This window comes from Cutibacterium porci, from assembly GCF_009696315.1.
GTDB classification, from domain to species: Bacteria; Actinomycetota; Actinomycetes; order Propionibacteriales; family Propionibacteriaceae; genus Cutibacterium; species Cutibacterium porci.
Window position 1 is genome coordinate 849,459 of sequence record NZ_VUMG01000001.1, and the last position, 19,341, is coordinate 868,799.

General features: G+C 60.0%; 18 protein-coding genes and 1 tRNA gene. 17 read left to right on the plus strand and 2 right to left on the minus strand.

Translation table 11 applies throughout. From position 1 onward, the window contains the following. Window positions 1-15 precede the first annotated feature (15 nt). The 17 genes from FYJ43_RS03755 (at window position 16) to FYJ43_RS03835 (ending at window position 17,005) form a co-directional block, all read left to right on the plus strand. On the plus strand, window positions 16-1,380 hold the full coding sequence (locus tag FYJ43_RS03755) for a sugar porter family MFS transporter (RefSeq protein WP_154561963.1): 1,365 nt from the start codon (window positions 16-18) through the stop codon (window positions 1,378-1,380). Further along, window positions 1,377-2,180 (plus strand): alpha/beta fold hydrolase, encoded by an 804-nt coding sequence (locus FYJ43_RS03760; protein WP_154561965.1) that lies wholly within the window; start codon window positions 1,377-1,379, stop codon window positions 2,178-2,180. Before FYJ43_RS03755 ends, FYJ43_RS03760 begins: the two co-directional genes overlap by 4 nt. After that, window positions 2,180-3,118 carry an alpha/beta hydrolase gene (locus FYJ43_RS03765; protein ID WP_229771622.1) on the plus strand — a complete coding sequence of 313 codons (939 nt, stop codon included), beginning with the start codon at window positions 2,180-2,182 and terminating at the stop codon, window positions 3,116-3,118. The genes FYJ43_RS03760 and FYJ43_RS03765 overlap by 1 nt, the downstream gene beginning before the upstream one ends. Continuing rightward, on the plus strand, window positions 3,111-3,824 hold the full coding sequence (locus tag FYJ43_RS03770) for an N-acetylmannosamine-6-phosphate 2-epimerase (RefSeq protein ID WP_154561969.1): 714 nt from the start codon (window positions 3,111-3,113) through the stop codon (window positions 3,822-3,824). Before FYJ43_RS03765 ends, FYJ43_RS03770 begins: the two co-directional genes overlap by 8 nt. 89 nt (window positions 3,825-3,913) lie before the next feature. Then, window positions 3,914-7,501: a transcription-repair coupling factor gene (mfd, locus tag FYJ43_RS03775; protein ID WP_326833288.1), complete on the plus strand. Its 3,588-nt coding sequence runs from the start codon at window positions 3,914-3,916 to the stop codon at window positions 7,499-7,501. Between the two features lie 403 nt (window positions 7,502-7,904). Then, window positions 7,905-8,627 (plus strand): ATP-binding cassette domain-containing protein, encoded by a 723-nt coding sequence (locus FYJ43_RS03780; RefSeq protein ID WP_154561971.1) that lies wholly within the window; start codon window positions 7,905-7,907, stop codon window positions 8,625-8,627. Further along, on the plus strand, window positions 8,624-9,892 hold the full coding sequence (locus FYJ43_RS03785; RefSeq protein ID WP_154561973.1) for a DUF7224 domain-containing protein: 1,269 nt from the start codon (window positions 8,624-8,626) through the stop codon (window positions 9,890-9,892). The genes FYJ43_RS03780 and FYJ43_RS03785 overlap by 4 nt, the downstream gene beginning before the upstream one ends. A gap of 28 nt (window positions 9,893-9,920) precedes the next feature. Continuing rightward, window positions 9,921-10,508, plus strand: coding sequence for a hypothetical protein (locus tag FYJ43_RS03790; RefSeq protein WP_154561975.1), 588 nt, complete (start codon window positions 9,921-9,923; stop codon window positions 10,506-10,508). Between the two features lie 64 nt (window positions 10,509-10,572). Continuing rightward, complete coding sequence (locus tag FYJ43_RS03795) at window positions 10,573-11,097, plus strand: hypothetical protein (protein WP_154561977.1); 525 nt, start codon at window positions 10,573-10,575, stop codon at window positions 11,095-11,097. An 8-nt stretch (window positions 11,098-11,105) separates the two neighbouring features. Further along, window positions 11,106-11,744, plus strand: a complete 639-nt coding sequence (locus FYJ43_RS03800; protein ID WP_326833319.1) for a MazG family protein — start codon at window positions 11,106-11,108, stop codon at window positions 11,742-11,744. A 103-nt stretch (window positions 11,745-11,847) separates the two neighbouring features. Continuing rightward, window positions 11,848-12,378, plus strand: coding sequence for a hypothetical protein (locus tag FYJ43_RS03805; RefSeq protein ID WP_195839874.1), 531 nt, complete (start codon window positions 11,848-11,850; stop codon window positions 12,376-12,378). A gap of 87 nt (window positions 12,379-12,465) precedes the next feature. Further along, complete coding sequence (eno, locus tag FYJ43_RS03810; protein ID WP_154561981.1) at window positions 12,466-13,746, plus strand: phosphopyruvate hydratase; 1,281 nt, start codon at window positions 12,466-12,468, stop codon at window positions 13,744-13,746. 296 nt (window positions 13,747-14,042) lie between these two features. Then, on the plus strand, window positions 14,043-14,474 hold the full coding sequence (locus tag FYJ43_RS03815) for an FtsB family cell division protein (protein ID WP_154561983.1): 432 nt from the start codon (window positions 14,043-14,045) through the stop codon (window positions 14,472-14,474). 7 nt (window positions 14,475-14,481) lie between these two features. Continuing rightward, on the plus strand, window positions 14,482-15,024 hold the full coding sequence (locus FYJ43_RS03820; RefSeq protein ID WP_154561985.1) for a DUF501 domain-containing protein: 543 nt from the start codon (window positions 14,482-14,484) through the stop codon (window positions 15,022-15,024). Beyond that, a complete protein-coding gene (locus FYJ43_RS03825; protein WP_326833289.1) occupies window positions 15,021-15,944 on the plus strand; it encodes a Ppx/GppA phosphatase family protein in 924 nt (307 codons plus the stop codon). The genes FYJ43_RS03820 and FYJ43_RS03825 overlap by 4 nt, the downstream gene beginning before the upstream one ends. 19 nt (window positions 15,945-15,963) lie before the next feature. Next, window positions 15,964-16,037: transfer RNA gene (locus FYJ43_RS03830), tRNA-Leu, on the plus strand. A 131-nt stretch (window positions 16,038-16,168) separates the two neighbouring features. Continuing rightward, entirely contained in the window at window positions 16,169-17,005 is an 837-nt protein-coding gene (locus FYJ43_RS03835; RefSeq protein ID WP_154561987.1) for a Bax inhibitor-1/YccA family protein, read from the plus strand. Window positions 17,006-17,063: 58 nt separating this feature from the next. On the opposite strand, the gene FYJ43_RS03840 is transcribed toward FYJ43_RS03835, so the two are convergent. Together FYJ43_RS03840 and FYJ43_RS03845 are read right to left on the minus strand one after the other, a co-directional pair. Beyond that, on the minus strand, window positions 17,064-17,693 hold the full coding sequence (locus FYJ43_RS03840; protein ID WP_154562282.1) for an NUDIX hydrolase: 630 nt from the start codon (window positions 17,691-17,693) through the stop codon (window positions 17,064-17,066). A gap of 142 nt (window positions 17,694-17,835) precedes the next feature. Then, window positions 17,836-18,636: a hypothetical protein gene (locus FYJ43_RS03845; protein WP_154562284.1), complete on the minus strand. Its 801-nt coding sequence runs from the start codon at window positions 18,634-18,636 to the stop codon at window positions 17,836-17,838. Window positions 18,637-19,341: the final 705 nt, after the last annotated feature.

Consider the following 19,341-nt stretch of genomic DNA (forward strand, 5'->3'; position numbering starts at 1 on the left):
CTGAAAGAAATAGGAATGTCGAAATCAGAATCGTCCTATAAACCGGGACGAGTTATTTGGGCTGCCCTGGTGATTGCTCTGGGTGGACTGCTGTTCGGATACGACACCGGCGTCATTTCTGGAGCCCTTCCTTCCATGACGGGTTATTTCGAACTGAGTGACCTGAGTTCGGGCGTTGTTGTGAGTGCGCTCGTCGTCGGCGCGGCAGTAGGCGCGTTGACGTCTGGGCGCATGTCAGACCGTTTTGGCCGTCGACCTGTTCTGCTCTCAGCATCAGCAATTTTCATTGTCGGTGCGATTCTGGCCGCCGTTTCGGTGAGCGTGCCTATGATCGTCGCCGCTAGGATCATCATCGGTTTCGGTGTTGGGGTGGCTTCGAGTATTGTCCCCGTTTTCATCTCTGAACTGGCCCCTGCGCATCTGCGAGGTCGGCTAGTTGCCCTCAATCAGTTGATGATCGTCTCTGGCATCATGCTGGCCTACCTGTCCAACTATGCGCTGCATGGAGTGTCTGACGACTGGCGGTGGATGGTGGGGCTGGCTGTGGTCCCATCGGTGTTATTCGGCATTGGAATCCTGTCTCTTGACGAGTCTCCTCGCTGGTTGGCTCTCAACGGACAGACGGATCGCGCGAGGGAGGTGCTCCGTAAGTTCCGCCCGGCTGACGACGTCATGACGGAGCTGGCTGATATTCAACGCACCGAGGAGTCAGCCAGCGCGGAGGAAGGCTGGGGAGGCCTTAGGGACCCCGCGCTGCGGCGAGTGCTCGTAGCCGGGATTGGCCTTCAGATTCTCGGTCAGCTGACGGGGGTCAACGCAGTCGTCTACTACGCACCATCCATCTTCGAGGGTGCCGGCTTGGGGGCATCGAGCGCGCTGCTCGCCACCGTCGGGGTTGGCGTCGTGAACCTCGTATTCACCGTCATCGGTATGGCGCTCGTCGACAAGGTCGGTCGCACCAAGCTGTTGGGCGTCTGCACGATCTTTACGGTGCTGTCCCTTGCTGTGTTCGCCTTCCTTTTGGCCAACGGTGCCCCTTCCGGTGCCGCTTCGGTAGTCGGGGTGGCTTGTGTTTTCATCTATATCGCCTCTGTTGCTACTGGCCTCGACGTCGTCGTCTTCATCATTCCCTCGGAGCTCTATCCGCTTCGTGTCCGTGGTACGGCCATGAGTTTGACTATTGGGGTCAACTGGACGATGAGCTTCATCGTCTCGCTGACATTCCTCAGTATTTTCAACGCATTGGGTGGAGCTGTCACATTCGGGATCTACGCGTTGGTTGCGCTCGCCCTTGTGGTTTTCGCGTTCACAGTGATCCCAGAGACGAAGGGGAAATCACTCGAAGAAATTGAAAGGGAATTTTCAGGAGGTGCTCGATGATGCAGGAATACGGGACTCTTGCGACATATAAAATGCCACTTGCCGGGAGGCCAACACTGATCCTCGGCCATGGTGTTACTGACAATGCTGCCTCGTTGTGTGAGGAGCAGAAACACTGGTGCGGCCGGTATTCCTCTATTGCCGTTGACGCTAGAGGCCACGGGCTGTCTCCGCATTTTTCGCCGGAGCAAATGGCCGATCCGGTTGGTGTGATGGTGGATGACCTCGAATCTATTGCGGAGGCGGCCGCAGAAACAGGCCCCGTGATTCTCCTCGCACACTCCATGGGAGGGGCGGTTGCTGCAGCGGTTGCGGCGAGACGGCCAGACCTCGTCGCTGCACTCGTGCTCGAAGAACCTGCGTGGCTCAGCCCCGATCAGGCTCGCGCCTATCGCGACGGTGCGCCAGAGCTAGTCCGACGACTGCAGTGGATGCGGGAGCACCCAGCGGATGCCCTCGCTGAGAATCGCCGGGACTATTCGACGTGGCCATTGGCAGAGGCATGTGCTTGGTTACAGGGAAAGATCCAGGTTGATCTCGACTTTGTGGCCACGGGTCAAGTCTGTCCACAAATACCGTGGCGAGAGGTGGCTCGGGCCCTGACGATACCCACCCTCGTTGTGACGTCGGATGGTTCGGACGTCCTCGTCGGCCCCGAGGGGAAGGACCAGATCACGAGTCTTGGCAATGCTCATCTTCACGCCGATGTGATTCCGGGGGCACGTCACTGTGTTCGCAGGGAGAAGCACGAGCAGTTTATGGCAGTGGTGGACTCCTTCTTGACAGAGGTGATCGCGTGATGGACCCCGATCTCCTGCTCGATAGTTCTCTCAGAGAGGCGCTCCGGACGGTACCGCCGCAAGAATGTTGGAACCCAGGTCCGATGCGGGCGTCCGGTGCTGCTCTTCTCGACGCTGCCCCAGCTGACCACTCTGGAGTTGACTTAGCGGTTCATCACATTAATGACGATGCAGGGCTCGAGGTTCGTGTCCTGACACCCGCCGCCTCACCGAGACCCCATGCTCTCATCCTCTCTGTGCACGGCGGGGGCCTCGTGGCCGGGCGAGCCCGGTACGACGACGCGTGGAACGCTGAGATTTCACGAAGAACCGGTGCAATCGTCATCAGCCCGGAATACCGACTTGCACCGGAATACCCGTACCCTGCGGCGCTTGACGACTGTCTTGAGGCGTGGACATGGGCTCTCCACGAGTTCAACCCGTCCATGAGCCTCATCTATGGGGACTCAGCCGGCGGAAACCTGGCGGCAGGCCTCGCGCTCCGCCTCCGAGACCAAGGCGCCATTGGTGCTGTCGATGCGCTGTTCCTCATCGAGCCGGTTCTCGATGACAGGTTGGACACTCCGTCAATGAGGGCAGGTATCAACACGCCGGTGTGGGATCTTCCCAATGCTCGTGCGAGCTGGGCTGCCTACCTTGGTCCCGGGCAGGCCGACCGGTATGCCGCTCCCGCGCGCGCCACCGAGCTGAGTGGGTTGCCTGAGGTATTCCTTCTGGTCAATCAGTGCGATCCCCTCCGAGACGAAGGAATCCGGTTCGCCCAAAACCTCACTGATTCCAATGTGCCGACAGAACTGGCCATGTTGGCCAAAAGCTGTCATGGGGTTCTGGGGATGGCCGGGGTAGGTATCGCAGATCGCGCCCGAGAAATGGTTCTCGGAAAGCTGCGCGAGAGTCTGGACACAATAAGGCGTCGAAAAGGGGGAATCGTTGACTGACGCAGCGGACGTCCTCTCCCGGCTACGGGGCAGGCTCATCGTGTCGTGCCAGGCGTACGAGGCAGAGCCCATGCTCGATCCACGGACTATGACTCAGGTGGCGCAATCCGTCGTACGAGGAGGTGCCGCAGCGGTGAGGCTCAAAGGCCTGGAGGATCTACGGCTGGCCCGCAACGTGCTCGACGTTCCGATCATAGGCTTGGTCAAGATCGGCCATGAGGGTGTCTACATCACACTTACTCTCGCTGACGCCATTCATGTCGCTGAGACGGGATGCGAGATTGTGGCTCTTGATGGAACCCGGCGAGCCCGCCCTGATGGCCTCAGCTTGGGCCAAACGATCAGCGAGCTCAAGGCGAGATTTCCTGAGATCCTCGTGATGGCTGACTGCGGCTCGGTCCAAGACTCGCGGGCTGCGGCGTCGGCGGGTGCCGACATCGTGGCTACGACCCTTGCCGGAACGACGCCGGAACGGCCTGTAACTGTCGGTCCTGACTGGCAGCTCGTCCACGAAATGATCCGTGACGCGGACCGTCCGGTATTCGTTGAGGGTCGAGTCAGAAGCCCTGAGGACGCGGCTATGGCCATTCGTGCGGGGGCGTGGAGCGTCGTCGTAGGTACGGCGATCACCCACCCCACGACGATGACGGGGTGCTTCTCGCAGGCGGTGGAAAGCGTCAGAGAGGCGATTTCCGGCGCGTGCTGACCTGTGGCAGCGGCGGTACACCGCGCTCTTCGCCGAGGGCGTAGGTGGGGGCCATAACTTCCGTACACCGGGGCATATAGGCTGTTCCGGTGGGTTGTGACGGTCTTGTTAGCTTGGTCGCACGTGAGGCCGTCGTCGCGGAGTCGGTCGACGATGCCCTCACGGGCCGGTCTCCAATTCTCGACGTCAGAGTCGCGGCACCGGCACGACCAGCAGCCGTCGCCGCGCTGGCACAGGCTCTGGCTGGCACCGGCCATACGCCGATCCTGCTGGTGACGAGTACCTTTCGGGAAGCCGAGGAGTCGGTTGCTACTCTCGAATCCTGGCTCGGTGCCGACGCCGTCTGCTATTACCCGTCGTGGGAGACCCTGCCTCATGAGCGCCTCAGCCCACGCACTGACACTGTCGGGCGACGCATGGAGGTGTTGCGTCGGCTGTGTGGCACTGAAGGCGAGATGCCACGCGTCGTTGTTGCTCCAGTCCGCTCTTTGTTACAACCTCAAGTGGCCGGTTTGGGACGCATCAAGCCGGTGCGCCTGGTCGTCGGGGAAGAACACGACCTTTCTGAGCTATCGACGGAGCTGGTAAACGCCGCCTATAACCGTGTTGACATGGTGGAACGTCGTGGCGAATTTGCAGTACGCGGCGGCATTGTTGACGTGTTCCCGCCAGTGCTGGAACATCCCGTCCGTATTGATTTCTTCGGTGACGAAATTGAGGAAATGACCTCCTTTGCGGTAGCCGATCAGCGATCCACCGATGAGACTCACGAAGAACTGATCTGCGCTCCTTGCCGTGAGCTCATTCTCACTGACGAGGTGCGTTCCCGAGCTAAGAGGCTGTTGCCCGATCATCCCGAGCTAGCTGACATGTTGGAGCGGGTTGGCGACGGTCAGGCTGTCGAGGGTATGGAGGCTCTCATGCCAGCCTTGGTCGACGATATGGAGTTGCTCGTCGATGTGCTGCCTGAGCGCGCCATGGTCATCGTGTCGGACCCGGAAATGGTGCGTTCTCGCGCTGCGGATCTGGTTCGTACGTCTGAGGAGTTCCTTGGTGCTGGATGGGCAGCTGCCGCCGGTGGCGGACAAGCTCCCATCGACTTGGCGGCCTCGGGGTATCGCAGCTTGGCCCACGTGAGATCACACTGCCTGGAACGCGGAATGGCGTGGTGGTCAATGTCGTCGTTTGCTCTCGATGCTCCCGCAACCGATGCCCTCGATACCGACGAGCACTTCACGAGTGCTCCGCAGACTGTCGATCCTCAGTTGGTGGCAGTGGATTCCTGGCATGGCGACATCGAGAAAGCTGTCGAGGACCTCAGAGCTCGCCTCAAGGATGGTTGGACGGTTGTCCTGTGCGCCGAGGGCGAGGGCATGGCCAAACGCATGACCGAGCTGCTGAATGAGCACCACGTCGCTGCCAGGCAGGTCGTCGATGTCGACCCCGATGTCACCGAACCCTGTGTCCAGGTCGTCCGACTTCACCAGCGGCATGGGTTCGCTGCCAATTCTCTCAAGTTGCTCGTGACCTCTACCGGTGACCTCTCTGAATCGCAAGATTCTATGGCGACCGGTGAGCGCCGCATGCCTCGACGACGCCGCAATCAGATCCAGCCTCTAGAGCTCAAGTCCGGCGACCTCGTCGTGCATGAGCAGCATGGGGTGGGACGATACGTGGAAATGGTGCAGCGCACAGTCGGTGGTGCTACCCGTGAGTACCTCGTCATCGAGTACGCGCCGTCAAAGAAGGGCCAGCCCGGCGACCGTCTCTTCGTGCCGGTGAATTCGCTGGATCAAGTGACTCGCTATGTCGGTGGAGATGCCCCCAGCCTCGACCGCATGGGTGGAGGGGACTGGCGAAAGCGCAAGGCGCGTGCCCGCAAAGCAGTTCGAGAGATTGCCGCCGAGCTCATCAAGCTCTACGCTGCTCGGCAGGCGACTAAGGGACATGCGTTCGGTCCTGATACCGCGTGGCAGCGAGAGCTGGAAGACGCCTTCGCCTATGTTGAGACCCCGGACCAACTTACGACTATCGCCGATGTCAAGCACGATATGGAGCAGGTCGTTCCGATGGATCGACTGGTTTGTGGCGACGTCGGTTATGGCAAGACTGAAATTGCGGTACGTGCTGCGTTCAAGGCTGTGCAGGACGGTAAGCAGGTGGCAGTGCTTGTACCCACCACGCTATTGGTGCAGCAGCATTTCCAGACCTTTACCGAGCGTTATTCGGGTTTTCCTGTCAAGGTGGCTGCCCTATCTCGTTTCCAGACTGACGCCGAAGCCCGCCAGACCCTCGAAGGGCTTAAACGTGGCACTGTCGATGTCGTCGTCGGTACTCACCGGTTGTTGGCGAAGGAGGTCGAGTTCAAGGATCTTGGCCTGGTCATCGTTGACGAGGAGCAGCGTTTCGGTGTGGAGCATAAAGAGGCCCTCAAACAGATGAGGGTCAACGTCGATGTACTTGCTATGAGTGCCACACCGATTCCGCGCACCTTGGAAATGGCGATAACCGGTATTCGCGAAATGAGTACGATCGCCACCCCGCCTGAAGAACGTCATCCGGTGCTCACGTTCGCCGGCCCCTATGATGAGGGACAGGTCGTTGCGGCCATCCGTCGCGAGTTGGCTCGTGAGGGTCAGGTCTTCTACATCCACAACCGGGTGCAATCTATTGAGAAAACGGCTGCCAAGTTGCGCGAGCTCGTGCCGGAGGCGCGAATCGTCACTGCCCACGGACAGATGAACGAGAAACAGCTTGAGCAGATCATGGTGGATTTCTGGGAGCGGCGCGCCGACGTTCTTGTCTGCACGACGATCGTCGAATCAGGTATTGACATCTCTACTGCAAATACACTGCTCATTGATCGCGCTGACCTCATGGGGCTGTCCCAGCTACACCAGTTACGCGGGCGTGTCGGCCGTTCCCGTGAGCGTGGCTATGCCTACTTCCTCTACCCGGCTGATAAGCCGCTCTCCCAGACGGCTCACGATCGCTTGGCGACGATGGCCGCCCATACCGATCTGGGTGCTGGTATGGCCATCGCCATGAAGGACCTCGAGATTCGCGGCGCCGGAAACCTGTTGGGCGGCGAGCAGTCCGGTCACATCGCTGACGTCGGATTCGATCTCTACATCCGTCTGGTGGGTGACGCCGTCGCGGAGTTCCGTGGCGACGCCAGTGCTGCCGACGAACCCGAAATGCGCATCGAACTCCCGGTTGACGCCAACCTGCCAGTTGAGTATGTCGAGACCGAGAGGCTTCGTCTGGAGATGTACAAGAGGTTGGCTGAGGTGCGCAGCGACGAGGAGGTCGACGCCATCGCTGCCGAGCTCGTCGATCGCTACGGTCCGATGCCCGAGCCCGTTCAAGCTCTACTCGGTGTGGCAAGATTCCGCCTGCTGTGTCGTCGGGCAGGTGTCCATGAGGTGGTTCCGTCCGGCCGCAACATCCGCTTCTCCCCGGTCCATCTGCCGGAGTCGCGCGTGATGCGACTCAAGAGGCTGTACCCGGGGTCAGTGGTCAAGCAGGCGGCAGGTATCGTTATGGTTCCCAAACCGACTACCGCGCGGATCGGAGGGCAGTCTCTGACGGGTCAGGAACTGCTCGACTGGGCGGGAGAATTCGTCAGGGGTGTGTTGGGGGTGCAGGAGGCACCAACCCAAAGCGCAAAGAGTTGACAAGACGCCAAAGCATTCGTTACCCTGCGCGGGACGATGATTGGGTGTGATTGTCAACTCAAGTACCCCTTGATCGAGGGGGATTTCGGTGAACAACCTAGTGCACGCCGGACGGGTGATGCCTGCGGTTGTTTGGCACAATGGTAAGTGTTCCGCGAAATCCATCACTTGAGGCTTGTACAAGGAGATCTCGGTTCTTCCAGATATTTCAAGGGGAGCAAGGCGTTATTGTGCAAGTATTCAGCTACTCATACGGTTTGGGGGGTACAGCCTGCTGGTAAACATCATTTGACGGTGAAGGGGATTGATGGCAGCTCGGTGGTGTCGCTGCCTTCGATGACGATCAGCTATTGATGTTTCATCATGGGCGAATGTCATGAAACGTGGACTATTGGAATCTGAAATGAAGATCGAAGGAGTTTATTTTTCCTATGGTCGACACGGTGAGATTTTCCATGGTCTCGACTGCGAGTTTCATGGTGGGAAAACCGTCCTTCTGGGCCCCAATGGGGCTGGGAAGTCGACGCTGTTTCGAATCATGGCAGGAATACTTAAACCATCTACTAGACTGGTAGTCCTGCCTGATTCCCCGGGACTGGTGTCGCCCTCGTGGTCGCGGGTCGCACTCATGCCCCAGGATGTACCACCGATACCCGGACTCCGTGTCGATGAACAGGTGGCCTATTCCGGCTGGCTAGCGGGCCTGTCGCGTCGGGATGCGCAGAGTCGAGCTGTGGAGGTGCTGGCGGCGGTCAACCTCTCCGACAAGGCGTCCTCGCGGGTGTCGCGCTTGTCAGGAGGGCAGTTGCGCCGTGTCGGTCTTGCCCAAGCCTTGGTGGCGAACCCGCAGGTTCTCCTGCTGGACGAGCCAACCGCAGGTCTCGACCCAGCCCAACGCCATTCCTTCCGAGAGGTCCTCAAGTCGGTGCCATCTGAAGACCAGGTCGTCGTCGTGTCAACACATCTGGTCGACGACATCGAGGACCTCTACGACCATGTGGTCGTCATGAATGAGGGCTGCGTCATCTTCACAGGAACGCCCGATGAGTTCATCAATCTTTCGGAACCGGGTCCCAACCGTGCCGAACGTTCCTACCTTGGCCTCGTCGAATCGGTGCGGGCATGACCTGGTTGACGCGCATCCGGGTCTCACCAGGCATCTGGCTGGCGCCGGTCATGGCTCTCATCTCCATGACACACTTCGACGTCCCGGCCACCAGGGGATACGCCCTCGCATCGGCCACCCGCGACGCCTACAGTCTGCTGCTCGTTGCTGCACTCTCTTGTGCTGCCGGTGCCTGGGAAGGTCATCGGCTCCAAACCGGTGGGGTGCTTTCCGGAGTAGCGCGTCGGTCTCGGTTCGCCATCATGGCAGCACCATGGGCCTCTGCGGTGGTCGTTCCCACCGCCTTGGACATAGTGATCTTCATCCGTGATGGGGCGTTTACCAGCATTGACGCCGTGCCCGTCATCGTGACGACCATTGCTACTGCGTGGGTGTGGGCCTTGGCCGGAATGGCAGTCGGAGTCGCTGTGCGTCCCGCGCTGTCGGTGCCACTGAGTCTCATAGTTCCGGTCTTGTGGCTCATCATGCTTCCAGCCAGCCAGACCTTGTGGCTGCGACATTTGACCGGAGGCTGGCCCTCGTGTTGCAGCGTCAACAGTACGCTGTCGTGGCGTGCCATTTTGGCGACGTGGACGGTGCTCGCCAGTATGCTGGCGGCAAGTCTCCTCGTGTTGTGGACACGTGGTCGTGCCATGGGTCCCCGTCCTCGTATAGTCGCCGGACTAGTGGCCGTTCTGGTCGCGGGTGGCCTGGTGGGTGGTGCCAGCATGGTTCGGGGGATGGGCCCCGATCCCATCGCGCCGCGAACCCATGGTTTGCGTTGTGACATGGTGGCCAAGGCAAAGGTCTGTGTGTGGCCCGAGCACGAGGCTGCCGCCGCCAGGTTCAAGCCCGTTGTGGCCACGGTGTTTCCGGTCTGGCGGCAGGCAGGCGTTACACTGCCCGAGGTCATCACCGAGGCGAGCCTCCCGGATTCCGCATCATCGGGTTCGCGCGATGACCGGATCGAGTACATCTATCTTGGGCGATCATCCCCAGCTCCGGACGACTTGCTGGGGTCCTTGACGAGTGATCTTGCCACGGCACCATGTCTGGAACGTGAGAACGTCGAGACCCCGGCGTGGGCCACGGTCGCCCAAGGGCGTTACCGAGCGTGGCTGCAGTTGTCGGGTGCACGGGCCTTGGGGCTATCGGAGAAAGACGTGAGGGATGGGAGTATTCCCACGGACCAGTGGCATTGGGCGCAGGAAGTCTTCGCACAGCCTGCTGCCCAGCAGACGAAGGCGGTGAACGTTGTTGCCACTAGGCTGTCCTCGTGCCGGTGAAGGAAGGTGGTCTGGGCGGTGAGGTGCGATGATTTGGTGGTGTAAAAACCGCGGCGTCGCAATTGTATTGGCGTGCTCGGTCGGTATGGCGGTCCTGGTGGTCCTCACCGGAAGGTCAATTCGCGATATTCCGGTCATCTTCGGAGGGGTCGCACTGCGGGCACCGCTGGTGTTCTTCGGTTCACTTGTCGTCATTGTGGCTCACGGCTGGTCGGTGGCCAGGAATCCGGTTGAGTTGGAGTTGAGATCTCGGCGTCCGGTGCGTTGGGCCGATGTTGGGCTTATGGTTGCCGCAGCCCTGCCGCTGCTGGCCACCATCGTGTGTCCCGGCCTCACCGAGGTGGGTTTGGTGACCTCGCGCAATGTCGTGATCGGTATGGGACTAACCCTACTGTGTGCGCGTTTCATGTCGCGGGGGCTTGCCTCGATGCCTGCTGTGAGCATGTTCTTGGTTGGAGTGCTAACGGGACGCGGATACGGCCACGAGGCGTGGTGGAACTGGGTTGTCAGCTCCGGCGCGAGTCCGGTGGGAGCGGCGTGGTTCCTCGGGTCCGTCATCGCCGGGTCGGCTGCCACACTCACGGGTCGGGCGCGGAAGCCGAGAGTCTCGTCGTAGGATGCTGCTGACAGGCTTCTTCGCCGTGCCGGAGGCGCGGCACCGAATTCAGGAGGGTTGCCCCATGGCGTTGTCGCGTCCCATACCGATCCGCATGGTCGCTGTCGCAGTGACCGGATTCCTCGGTATAGCAGGGTTGTCCGGGTGCGCGAGCTCCCCCAACACTGCGGCCACGGTGGGAAACACGACAGTGACGATGGATTCCGTGGATGATGCTGTGGAGCATTGCTCGAAGTTCATCAATCCTTCCTCCGAGATCACGCCGCGCCAGGTCATCGCTTCGACGGTGATCCGCGGAGCGGTGGCGCAAGAAGTCCTGAATAAGCGTGGAGTGAAGCTTTCCAACGCTGAACGCGATCAGATCATCACGAAGAACGGCATGGCGGCTCTGACATCCGACCAGGTATGCCACACGATGGCCCGTGACTTCGCGGGTTTGGTCTATCTTGTCAATCTCGAGGGTGCGAAGCAGGCGAGCGCTGACCTGGTTGCCGTAGACGTGAAGACCAACCCGCGCTTGGGCTCCTGGGATACGACAAATATGGTCGTTCAGGGCAGCTCGTCGCTGTCGCAACCGTTCACGTCCTGATTCCGTTGATAGCGGTTGAGGGCGATCGGCCTAGGGCCAATTTCAGCGAGCTCGTCACGGTGATGGCGAGACTGCGTGACGAGTGTCCGTGGGATCGCAGCCAGACACACCGATCTCTGGTGACCTATCTGGTCGAGGAGACTGGTGAGGTCATTGACGCTATCGAGGCGGGTACCGATCGTGATCTTGTCGAGGAACTGGGGGATCTACTCCTTCAAGTCGTTTTCCACTCTCGGATCGGTGAGGAGGAAGGGCGCTTCGACATCGACGAGGTTGTCGGTGGGATCGTCGCCAAGTTGGTGGCTCGTCACCCCTATGTGTTTTCTGATGAGGAGGTTCCCGACGACCTCGATGCCGCATGGGAAGCACGTAAGGCTGCGGCTAAAGGGCGCACCTCCAGTCTTGACGGTATTGCTCGCTCGCTTTCTAGCGTGGTCCGCGCCACCAAAGTCATCTCACGGGCTCGCAGCCGTGGCGTGGACGTCGCGCTGCCTGACGAGGCGATGACGGCCGAGGGCGTCGGTGAACACATGTTGGCCCTCATTGCCCGGGCTCAGGCCAGCGGTGTTGACCCAGACCAGGCGCTGCGCGACCGGTTGCGCAGGCTTGAAGACGAGATCAGGGACGCTGAGCGTCGGCGGTCCTGACTGATAGGTGTATCGTCGCGACGTATTTTGTCGCTGGGGGCCGTTTAGTGTGGTCGGGTGGCCAGGACCAGTACGGTAGTCGGAGTCGTAAGGGAGGTATGCGATGCGGCGAACTCTGGCAGCGGTATGTGTCGCCGTCATCACTGCAGGGGCGTTGTCAGGTTGCAAGGGCAGCGCTAACGATCCGGCTGGTCTTACCGAGGTATCGGATGCTCCCGGACGTTCAGCTCCAGTAGCGAGCGACTATTCCGGTCCCAAGCCGACTCCACAGGATGTGAATCCGAAGGCTATGTCGGCACAGACCCCGCGGCGAGGTGGGGTCGAGGATTTCTTGCCTGGCCTTACCGGGATTGTCAGTGATCGTGTCGTCACCGGCTCTACGTCCCAGACAGTCGCCATTCAGGCTCATACCGTCACCGACTATTACTTTGTGTGTGATACCGATGACACGCTCATCAGTGTCACCGAAGACGACGGGCCGACGACATCGGCGCCATGCCATCAGAGGTTCGCCCATGTGAGCATCGGTGAACGGGCGCAGAGCGGACAGATCGAGGTGCAGATCGAGGTGCCTGACGACGTCAGCTACGAATTCGTTATTACTGAGAATCCTGTCGAGGACCAGCGGCAATAAGTAACGGCAGGCCCTGGGATGCCTCTAGTTGGTTGGCTTCGATACTCTTTGGGGTGGACGCAAAGATCCTCTCTGAAAGGTTGGTCCATGGCAACCATCGAATTCATCGAAGCCCGTGAGATCCTCGACTCCCGCGGCAACCCGACCGTTGAGGTCGAGATGATCCTCGACGACGGCACTCAGGCCCGCGCTGCGGTCCCTTCGGGTGCCTCGACCGGTCAGTTCGAGGCCGTTGAGCTGCGTGACGGCGACAAGAAGCGTTATTCCGGCAAGGGTGTTCTCAAGGCTGTCGAGAACGTCAACGAGAAGATCGCCGAAGAGGTGCTCGGCTGTGACGCCAGCGAGCAGCGCATCGTCGACCAAATCATGATTGAGCTCGACGGGTCGGACAATAAAGGCAAGCTGGGTGCCAACGCCATCCTTGGCGTCTCGCTGGCTGCTGCGCACGCCGCCGCTGATTCTGCGGAGCTGCCGCTGTACCAGTACCTCGGCGGGCCTAACGCCCACGTGCTTCCTGTCCCGATGATGAACATCCTCAATGGTGGTGCCCACGCCGATTCCGACGTCGACATCCAGGAGTTCATGATCGCCCCGATCGGCGCGGAGTCGTTCAAGCAGGCCTACGAATGGGGCGCTGCGGTTTACCACTCCCTCAAGAAGGTCCTCAAGGACAAGGGGCTGGCAACCGGCCTGGGTGACGAGGGCGGCTTCGCCCCCAACCTTCCCAGCAACGCTGCCGCGCTGGATCTCATCCTCGAGGCCATTAAGGCTGCCGGTTTTGAGCCCGGCAAGGATGTTGCCCTTGCTCTCGACGTTGCTGCCTCTGAGTTCTTCGAGGACGGCAAGTACAACTTCGAGGGTCAGGCCAAGACCTCGGCCGAGATGATTGAGTACTACGAGGGGCTCGTCGCCAAGTACCCGTTGGTGTCCATCGAGGATCCGCTAGATGAGGAGGATTGGGACGGCTGGGCCGAGTTCACCAAGAAACTCGGCGACAAGATTCAGATCGTCGGCGACGACCTGTTCGTTACCAATCCGAAGCGCCTTGCCAAGGGCATCGAAACCAAGGCTGCCAATGCACTGCTTGTCAAGGTAAACCAGATTGGCTCTCTCTCGGAGACCATCGACGCTGTTGAGTTGGCTCACCGTAGTGGCTACCGCTGCATGATGTCGCACCGTTCCGGTGAGACCGAGGACACCACCATCGCCGATCTCGCCGTCGCGCTGTCGACTGGCCAGATCAAGTCCGGTGCTCCGGCTCGCGGCGAGCGCATCGCCAAGTACAACCAGCTGCTGCGTATTGAAGAGGAGCTGGGCGACTCGGCTGAGTACGCTGGTGCTTCGGCTTTCCCGCGTTTCCAGGCCTGATTGACCCGACAGGTGCACAGCACCTGACACATGGCAACGACCGTCTCGGCATCGCCGGGGCGGTCGTGCCATGATGGATGACGATGGCCACGACACCAAGCAGCCGACACCCTATGTCCGGAAGGTCCCCACGACCGGCCGGTGGACGGGCACGCTCGTCTACGCCGAACCGATCAGGTCCACGCAACCGCGGAAATTATGAGCGCGCTACCCGCACAGAGCCTCCGGCTAGTCGAGCTAGGCAGGAGGAGAGGGAGCAACCTCGCCGTCTGGGCCTTACCCTTAGGGCAGTCGTCATGGGCGCGGCGGTTCTGTTAGTACTTGTCATGATTACGCCGAGCTTAGGTATCTATTTTTCTCAGCGGTCGCAGCTTTCCCAGATTCGAGACGACGAGGCTCGCACACGTGCTTCTATTGCGAGTCTTCAAGATGAGGTCAAGCGGTGGCAGGATCCCGACTACGTTCGTGCTCAGGCGCGTTCCCAGCTCGGTTGGGTGATGCCGGGCGAAATCGGATACCAGGTCATCGGAGAAGACGGTAAGGTCATCGGATCGACGAGTTCGCTGGACGGGGAGCCCACGATGACAGCCAGCGCGGACGCCCATTGGTGGCGACACGTTGCACAATCAATCCAGGACGCCGACCATCCGGCTCCCCCCAGTGCTGCTGCGAGGACGACGCCGACTCCTTCGGCTACGCCGTCTCCTGCTAGCCCTTCTCCTCGATGAGGTGACCATGTTCGAAGAATTCACCGAGAGCGACCGCCAGGACGTTCGGGACCAGCTTGGTCGCGAACCACGAGGCGTCGCTGCGGTAGGTTGGCGCTGCGGTTGCGGCAAGCCGGGCGTCATCGTGACGGAACCTCGGTTGCCTAACGGAACCCCTTTTCCAACGACCTATTACCTCACGTGCCCGCGCGCGGCGTCCCTCATCGGCACTCTGGAATCTTCGGGGTTGATGGCTCGAATGACGGAGCGTCTGCGTGACGATGAGGAACTCGCTGATCAGTACCGGCGAGCGCATGAGTCGTATGTTGCTGATCGAGCGCAGATTGGTGACAAGGCCGGTCTCGATCCGGTCCCTGAAATCAGCGGGGTTTCCGCTGGTGGTATGCCGACACGCGTCAAATGTTTGCACGCTTTGGCAGGCCACGCCTTAGCTGTCGGACCGGGGGTCAACCCTTTTGGCGACGAAGTTGTCGAGCAGCTGGGCGAGTTTTGGCGCAATCCATGTGCTCCGGAGCATTGCGAGCCTGAGACCGAGGGGAGGACGGCGTGAGTAGCACCCGCACCGTCGCAGCTATTGACTGTGGGACGAATTCCATTCGCATCCTTGTGGCATCGGCTGGCCCCGATGGTCGGCTGGTTGAACATGCGCGTGACTTGGAACTTGTGAGACTCGGTCAGGGGGTCGACGCCACCGGCTCATTCCATCCCGATGCTCTTAAACGCACGTTTGCAGCGTGCCGCACCTTCGCTCAAATTATCGCGGACTACCACTGTGACCGCGTGAGATTCGTCGCGACGTCGGCCGCTCGTGACGTCTCTAACCGCGATGCCTTTTTTATGGGGATACGAGAAGCGTTGGGGGTAGAGGCTGAGGTCATTGATGGTGAGGAGGAGGCGAGTCTGTCGTTTGCCGGCGCAATATCTGGGGTCCAGGTCACCGATGAGCCGGTTCTTGTCATGGATTGTGGCGGCGGATCGACGGAGCTGGTGCTGGGCTACGGAACCACGATCGACTCCCAGGCCAGCCTCAATATCGGTTCAGTGCGGTTGCGTGAACGTTTTCTCCACGACGATCCTCCCACCGCTGACCAGATCGACGCCGCTCGACGGTATGTCCGCGGCGTTGTGGAATCTTGTCCAGTTGACGTTGCATCAGCACGCACGGTCATCGGTGTCGCAGGCACGGTCACGAGTCTGTCGGCGATGTACCAGGGGCTCGTGGAGTATGATCGCACCAAGGTGCATCGTTCTGTACTGCCTGCTAGCCAGATTTCTGACTTGGCAGACAAACTACTCTCGTCGACTGTCGACGACGTTGAGCGTATGGGGCCGCTGAAGCGACGCCGTGCAGAGGTTTTGTGCGGAGGTGCCCTTATCATTGATGAAGTCTGCCGCCGTACGACGGTAGGTGAACTCGTCGTCTCGGAAACCGATATCCTTGACGGCATGGCGCTAGCGATGCTGGCGTAGGGGAGCTGAATTGCTCCTGGCCCCCGTAGCCCAACCGGCAGAGGCAGACGGCTTAAACCCGTCCCAGTGCGGGTTCGAATCCCGTCGGGGGTACTTGGTATCGGATCATCTACGACTCCAGTCATCAACGTTGCGGCACGCTCGTTCTGCGGTACGGGGAAGGTTTCAAATCTTTGCGGCGTTGTTTAAAGTAGACAGCACCACAGTCTTCACAGGAGGATCACATGGCCAACCCGGTCTTTAGCCGAGCCGAGGCCTTCCAGCCGCACGGCAACCCTTACGGGCAACCGGCCTACGCAGGTCAGGGGTATTCATCGCAATACGGCATGTCAGGGCGGCCTGGCGACAAGTGGGACTCGCTGTCACACGAGCGCGGCGCGCAGCAGCATGCCGAGCGGGCGATGACATTTGATGACGTCCTCGGCCGAACTGGTCTCGTACTGCTCATTATCGCGGCTATCGGCGCTGCAAGCTTCACGTTGATCGGACCGAATGTAGTGGCGAGCGGCCCCGCTCTCATCATCGGGTCGATCGCGGCATTCATCACAGCGATGGTGGTCAGCACCCGCCGTACGGTGCCAGTCGGTGGCGTCATCTTCTACTGCATTTGCGAAGGGCTTGTCCTAGGTTCGCTGTCGGCCATCTTTGAGGCTGCTTATCCCGGCATTGTGGCGCAGGCCGTCTTGGGCACGTTCGCCGCCGCCGGTGTGACCTTGGCCGCGTACAAGTTCTTTAACATTCGGGTGACGCCGCGATTCCGTCAGGTTGTCATCATCTCAACCTTCGGTTTTGCCGCCGCGATGCTCATCAACCTCGTGTTGGCGCTGTTCGGGATCAACATAGGCGTTACTAGTCTCGGACCAATCGGTATCTTGTGCTCAGCGCTCGGTGTGGTTCTAGCGGCCATGAACCTTGTGGTGGATTTTGACTGCGCTGAGCAGGGAGTTCGCAACCAGGCCCCAGCTTCTGAGTCCTGGCGAGCCGCCTTCGGTATTGCTGTGACGATGGTGTGGCTCTACACGGAGATCCTGCGAATACTTAGCTACTTCCGCGCTGATTGACGTTGACGTCAAAGGGCTTGGTCATCGCGACCAAGCCCTTTCGTCATGCCTAGGCTGATTAGGTGCTGGGAACGTCTCGCAGATGGTTTTCGAGACACATCCGTGTGGCGGCCCCCCATGACAGTCGACGCCAACGCCACAGCGGGATCCACTGAGCTGACTGAGTGGTACCACCGACATCGATGACGTAGGGGTCAGTGGGATGCTCGCTGGTGGCTGAGTAGATGATTCGCAGGGCATGAAAGTCTTCCAACACCCCAGCGGGGGAACGGCCGATCCAGTGATCTGACTGCAGGTCAATGATGCGGTTGAGGCGGATATGTTGCCCAGATTCCTCCATGACCTCACGAGTGACCGCCTGGGCGGGGGATTCACCGGGTTCTAGACCGCCTCCAGGCAGCGCCCACAGGCCGGGGACGGCAGTGCGTGGAGAGCACTCAGTGCCCAGTAATCCACGCCGTGATCGCACGACAGCGTAGGCGGCAATGCGTTGATACGGACGAACGGATTCGCCGGCCTGACGATCTTCAGACAGATCGGGCACACCTTTTCGCGTCCGAGGGGGTTGGGAGCTGGATGTTCTCGGCGCCACGTGGGCGGTGACGACGATCTCGTCGCCGACTCGATCGGCCGATAAGTATTCCCTGATGATGAGCCCGTGACGCCACAACTCGACGTGTGGATTCATCCCGTGACGGACGCGGAAGGCATGGGTCTGCCCACTGCCTGGCGTTCCGACTGCGGTGATGAGCACACTTTCATTCAACCACCTTGTTCCTAGTCAGCGGGCTAGCTCCTTGATGGGCTGAATTTGTCGAGTGGTTAGCGAGCTACTTAACTTCGTCGGTGACGTCAGTGCCATTAGCGTCGAAAGCCCTAGTCACACCGTTGATATCGATGCGGAGGATTGGCTGGTCAAGCGTGGAATCCTGTGAGATCGTCCATCCCATCTCAGATGGCTTGCGGTTGGCCTTTGCAGCCGTCAGTTGCATGATGCTGACGATGACACGTGGTTTCAGGAGGGCAGGCGAGAATGTGGTCGACGCGTCCCCTTTGCGCTGTACCGCCCATGCAGGCATGTCAGCGGATCGTGTCCGCCTCACGATGATGCCAGGTGTCTGTGTCGGCGTATCGACCATGACGGCCTTATCGGGCTGGTAACTGACCTGTGCTATCCGCGTAGCGTCTGCGGTCGCGTCATCGAGCGCCTCAGCCATGCCGGGGTACGACGCGAAGTCGATGTGATTGATCACGGACCCATCTGGCCGGAAAAAGACCGTCCGGCTCTCTGGTTTGGTTGAGACTGTCATGAGGACAGTGCCTTGGTTGTATTCGACGATCTGCAGGTTCTGATTCATATGGGATCCCGACATATCGGCAGCCTTGCGCAATATTTGAGGCACCTTCTCGACAGCAAAGTCGTCGGGATCAAAAGGACGCGACGCCGTCTGTGTGCTTTGGGTTGCTGACGAATCGATCTTGCCGTTCTGCCACGTCCACAATGATGGGGAGCCGCCGATCTGTACGGTGATGCTCAAGGCAGTCTTAGTAATATCCACCTTGGTAACAGGTCCATTACCAGACGCCGCGATGAGTTCGTTGATGATCGCGCGGGTATGGGTGCCATCCAGTGGAGACGCCGAGGCAGTGACGTTGGATGACGGAACTAAGGCGGTTCGGCTCGGCTCGTCTGAGGGCGTCGTGGCAGCTGTAGAACTGCATGACGTAGCCGTGCACAGTGTGACCGCGCTGAGGATCACGCACGTAGCTTGACGGAATCTTGTTCGACACCTCACGGGGTGAGTCTATGAGGAGCTAGGGAACGGGGAGGCATCCTGGATGCCTATACGCGGCGGTAGATGGGATGGCGCTCGATATGCCCACGCATGGCTATATAGCTGGATTTGCGTTGGTGGTGTGTTTGTGGCAGTGTTTCTTTTTGGCTTCGCGCTTGTGGGGGTTCTGGTGGTCCTTGTGTGGGATTGCTGGGGGCATGATTTGACGTTTGTGTGATGAGTGTTTAAGCTTCTGCGGGTTCCCTTTTTGGGGGCTGGGAATGATTGTGGCTTCCGGGGATTGTTTGTGGTTTCTGGGGATTGTTTGTGGTTTCTGGGGATTGTTTGTGGTTTCTGGGGATTGTTTGTGGTTTCTGGGGATTGTGGTGGTTTCCGCTGGTGAGAATCTGGATTGTGTTGATCTGGTTTGATCTGGTAGTGTTGGCTGGGCTGCTGCGTTGTGTGGTGGTGTGGTTGTGGCTGGTTCTGCTGGCTGGTCTTGGGATTGCGGTTTTGTGGTTTCGGGGTTGGTGTGGTAGGGTTGGTCGGGTCGCCTTGTGA

Coding starts and splice junctions, on each gene's coding strand:
- FYJ43_RS03795 (WP_154561977.1), top strand. CDS start 10,573: ATGGCGTTGTCGCGTCCCATACCGATCCGCATGGTCGCTGTCGCAGTG.
- FYJ43_RS03840 (WP_154562282.1), bottom strand. CDS start 17,693: ATGAATCCACACGTCGAGTTGTGGCGTCACGGGCTCATCATCAGGGAA.
- FYJ43_RS03760 (WP_154561965.1), top strand. CDS start 1,377: ATGATGCAGGAATACGGGACTCTTGCGACATATAAAATGCCACTTGCC.
- FYJ43_RS03805 (WP_195839874.1), top strand. CDS start 11,848: ATGCGGCGAACTCTGGCAGCGGTATGTGTCGCCGTCATCACTGCAGGG.
- eno (WP_154561981.1), top strand. CDS start 12,466: ATGGCAACCATCGAATTCATCGAAGCCCGTGAGATCCTCGACTCCCGC.
- FYJ43_RS03815 (WP_154561983.1), top strand. CDS start 14,043: ATGGGCGCGGCGGTTCTGTTAGTACTTGTCATGATTACGCCGAGCTTA.
- FYJ43_RS03765 (WP_229771622.1), top strand. CDS start 2,180: ATGGACCCCGATCTCCTGCTCGATAGTTCTCTCAGAGAGGCGCTCCGG.
- FYJ43_RS03790 (WP_154561975.1), top strand. CDS start 9,921: ATGATTTGGTGGTGTAAAAACCGCGGCGTCGCAATTGTATTGGCGTGC.
- FYJ43_RS03820 (WP_154561985.1), top strand. CDS start 14,482: ATGTTCGAAGAATTCACCGAGAGCGACCGCCAGGACGTTCGGGACCAG.
- FYJ43_RS03780 (WP_154561971.1), top strand. CDS start 7,905: ATGAAGATCGAAGGAGTTTATTTTTCCTATGGTCGACACGGTGAGATT.
- FYJ43_RS03785 (WP_154561973.1), top strand. CDS start 8,624: ATGACCTGGTTGACGCGCATCCGGGTCTCACCAGGCATCTGGCTGGCG.
- FYJ43_RS03835 (WP_154561987.1), top strand. CDS start 16,169: ATGGCCAACCCGGTCTTTAGCCGAGCCGAGGCCTTCCAGCCGCACGGC.
- FYJ43_RS03755 (WP_154561963.1), top strand. CDS start 16: ATGTCGAAATCAGAATCGTCCTATAAACCGGGACGAGTTATTTGGGCT.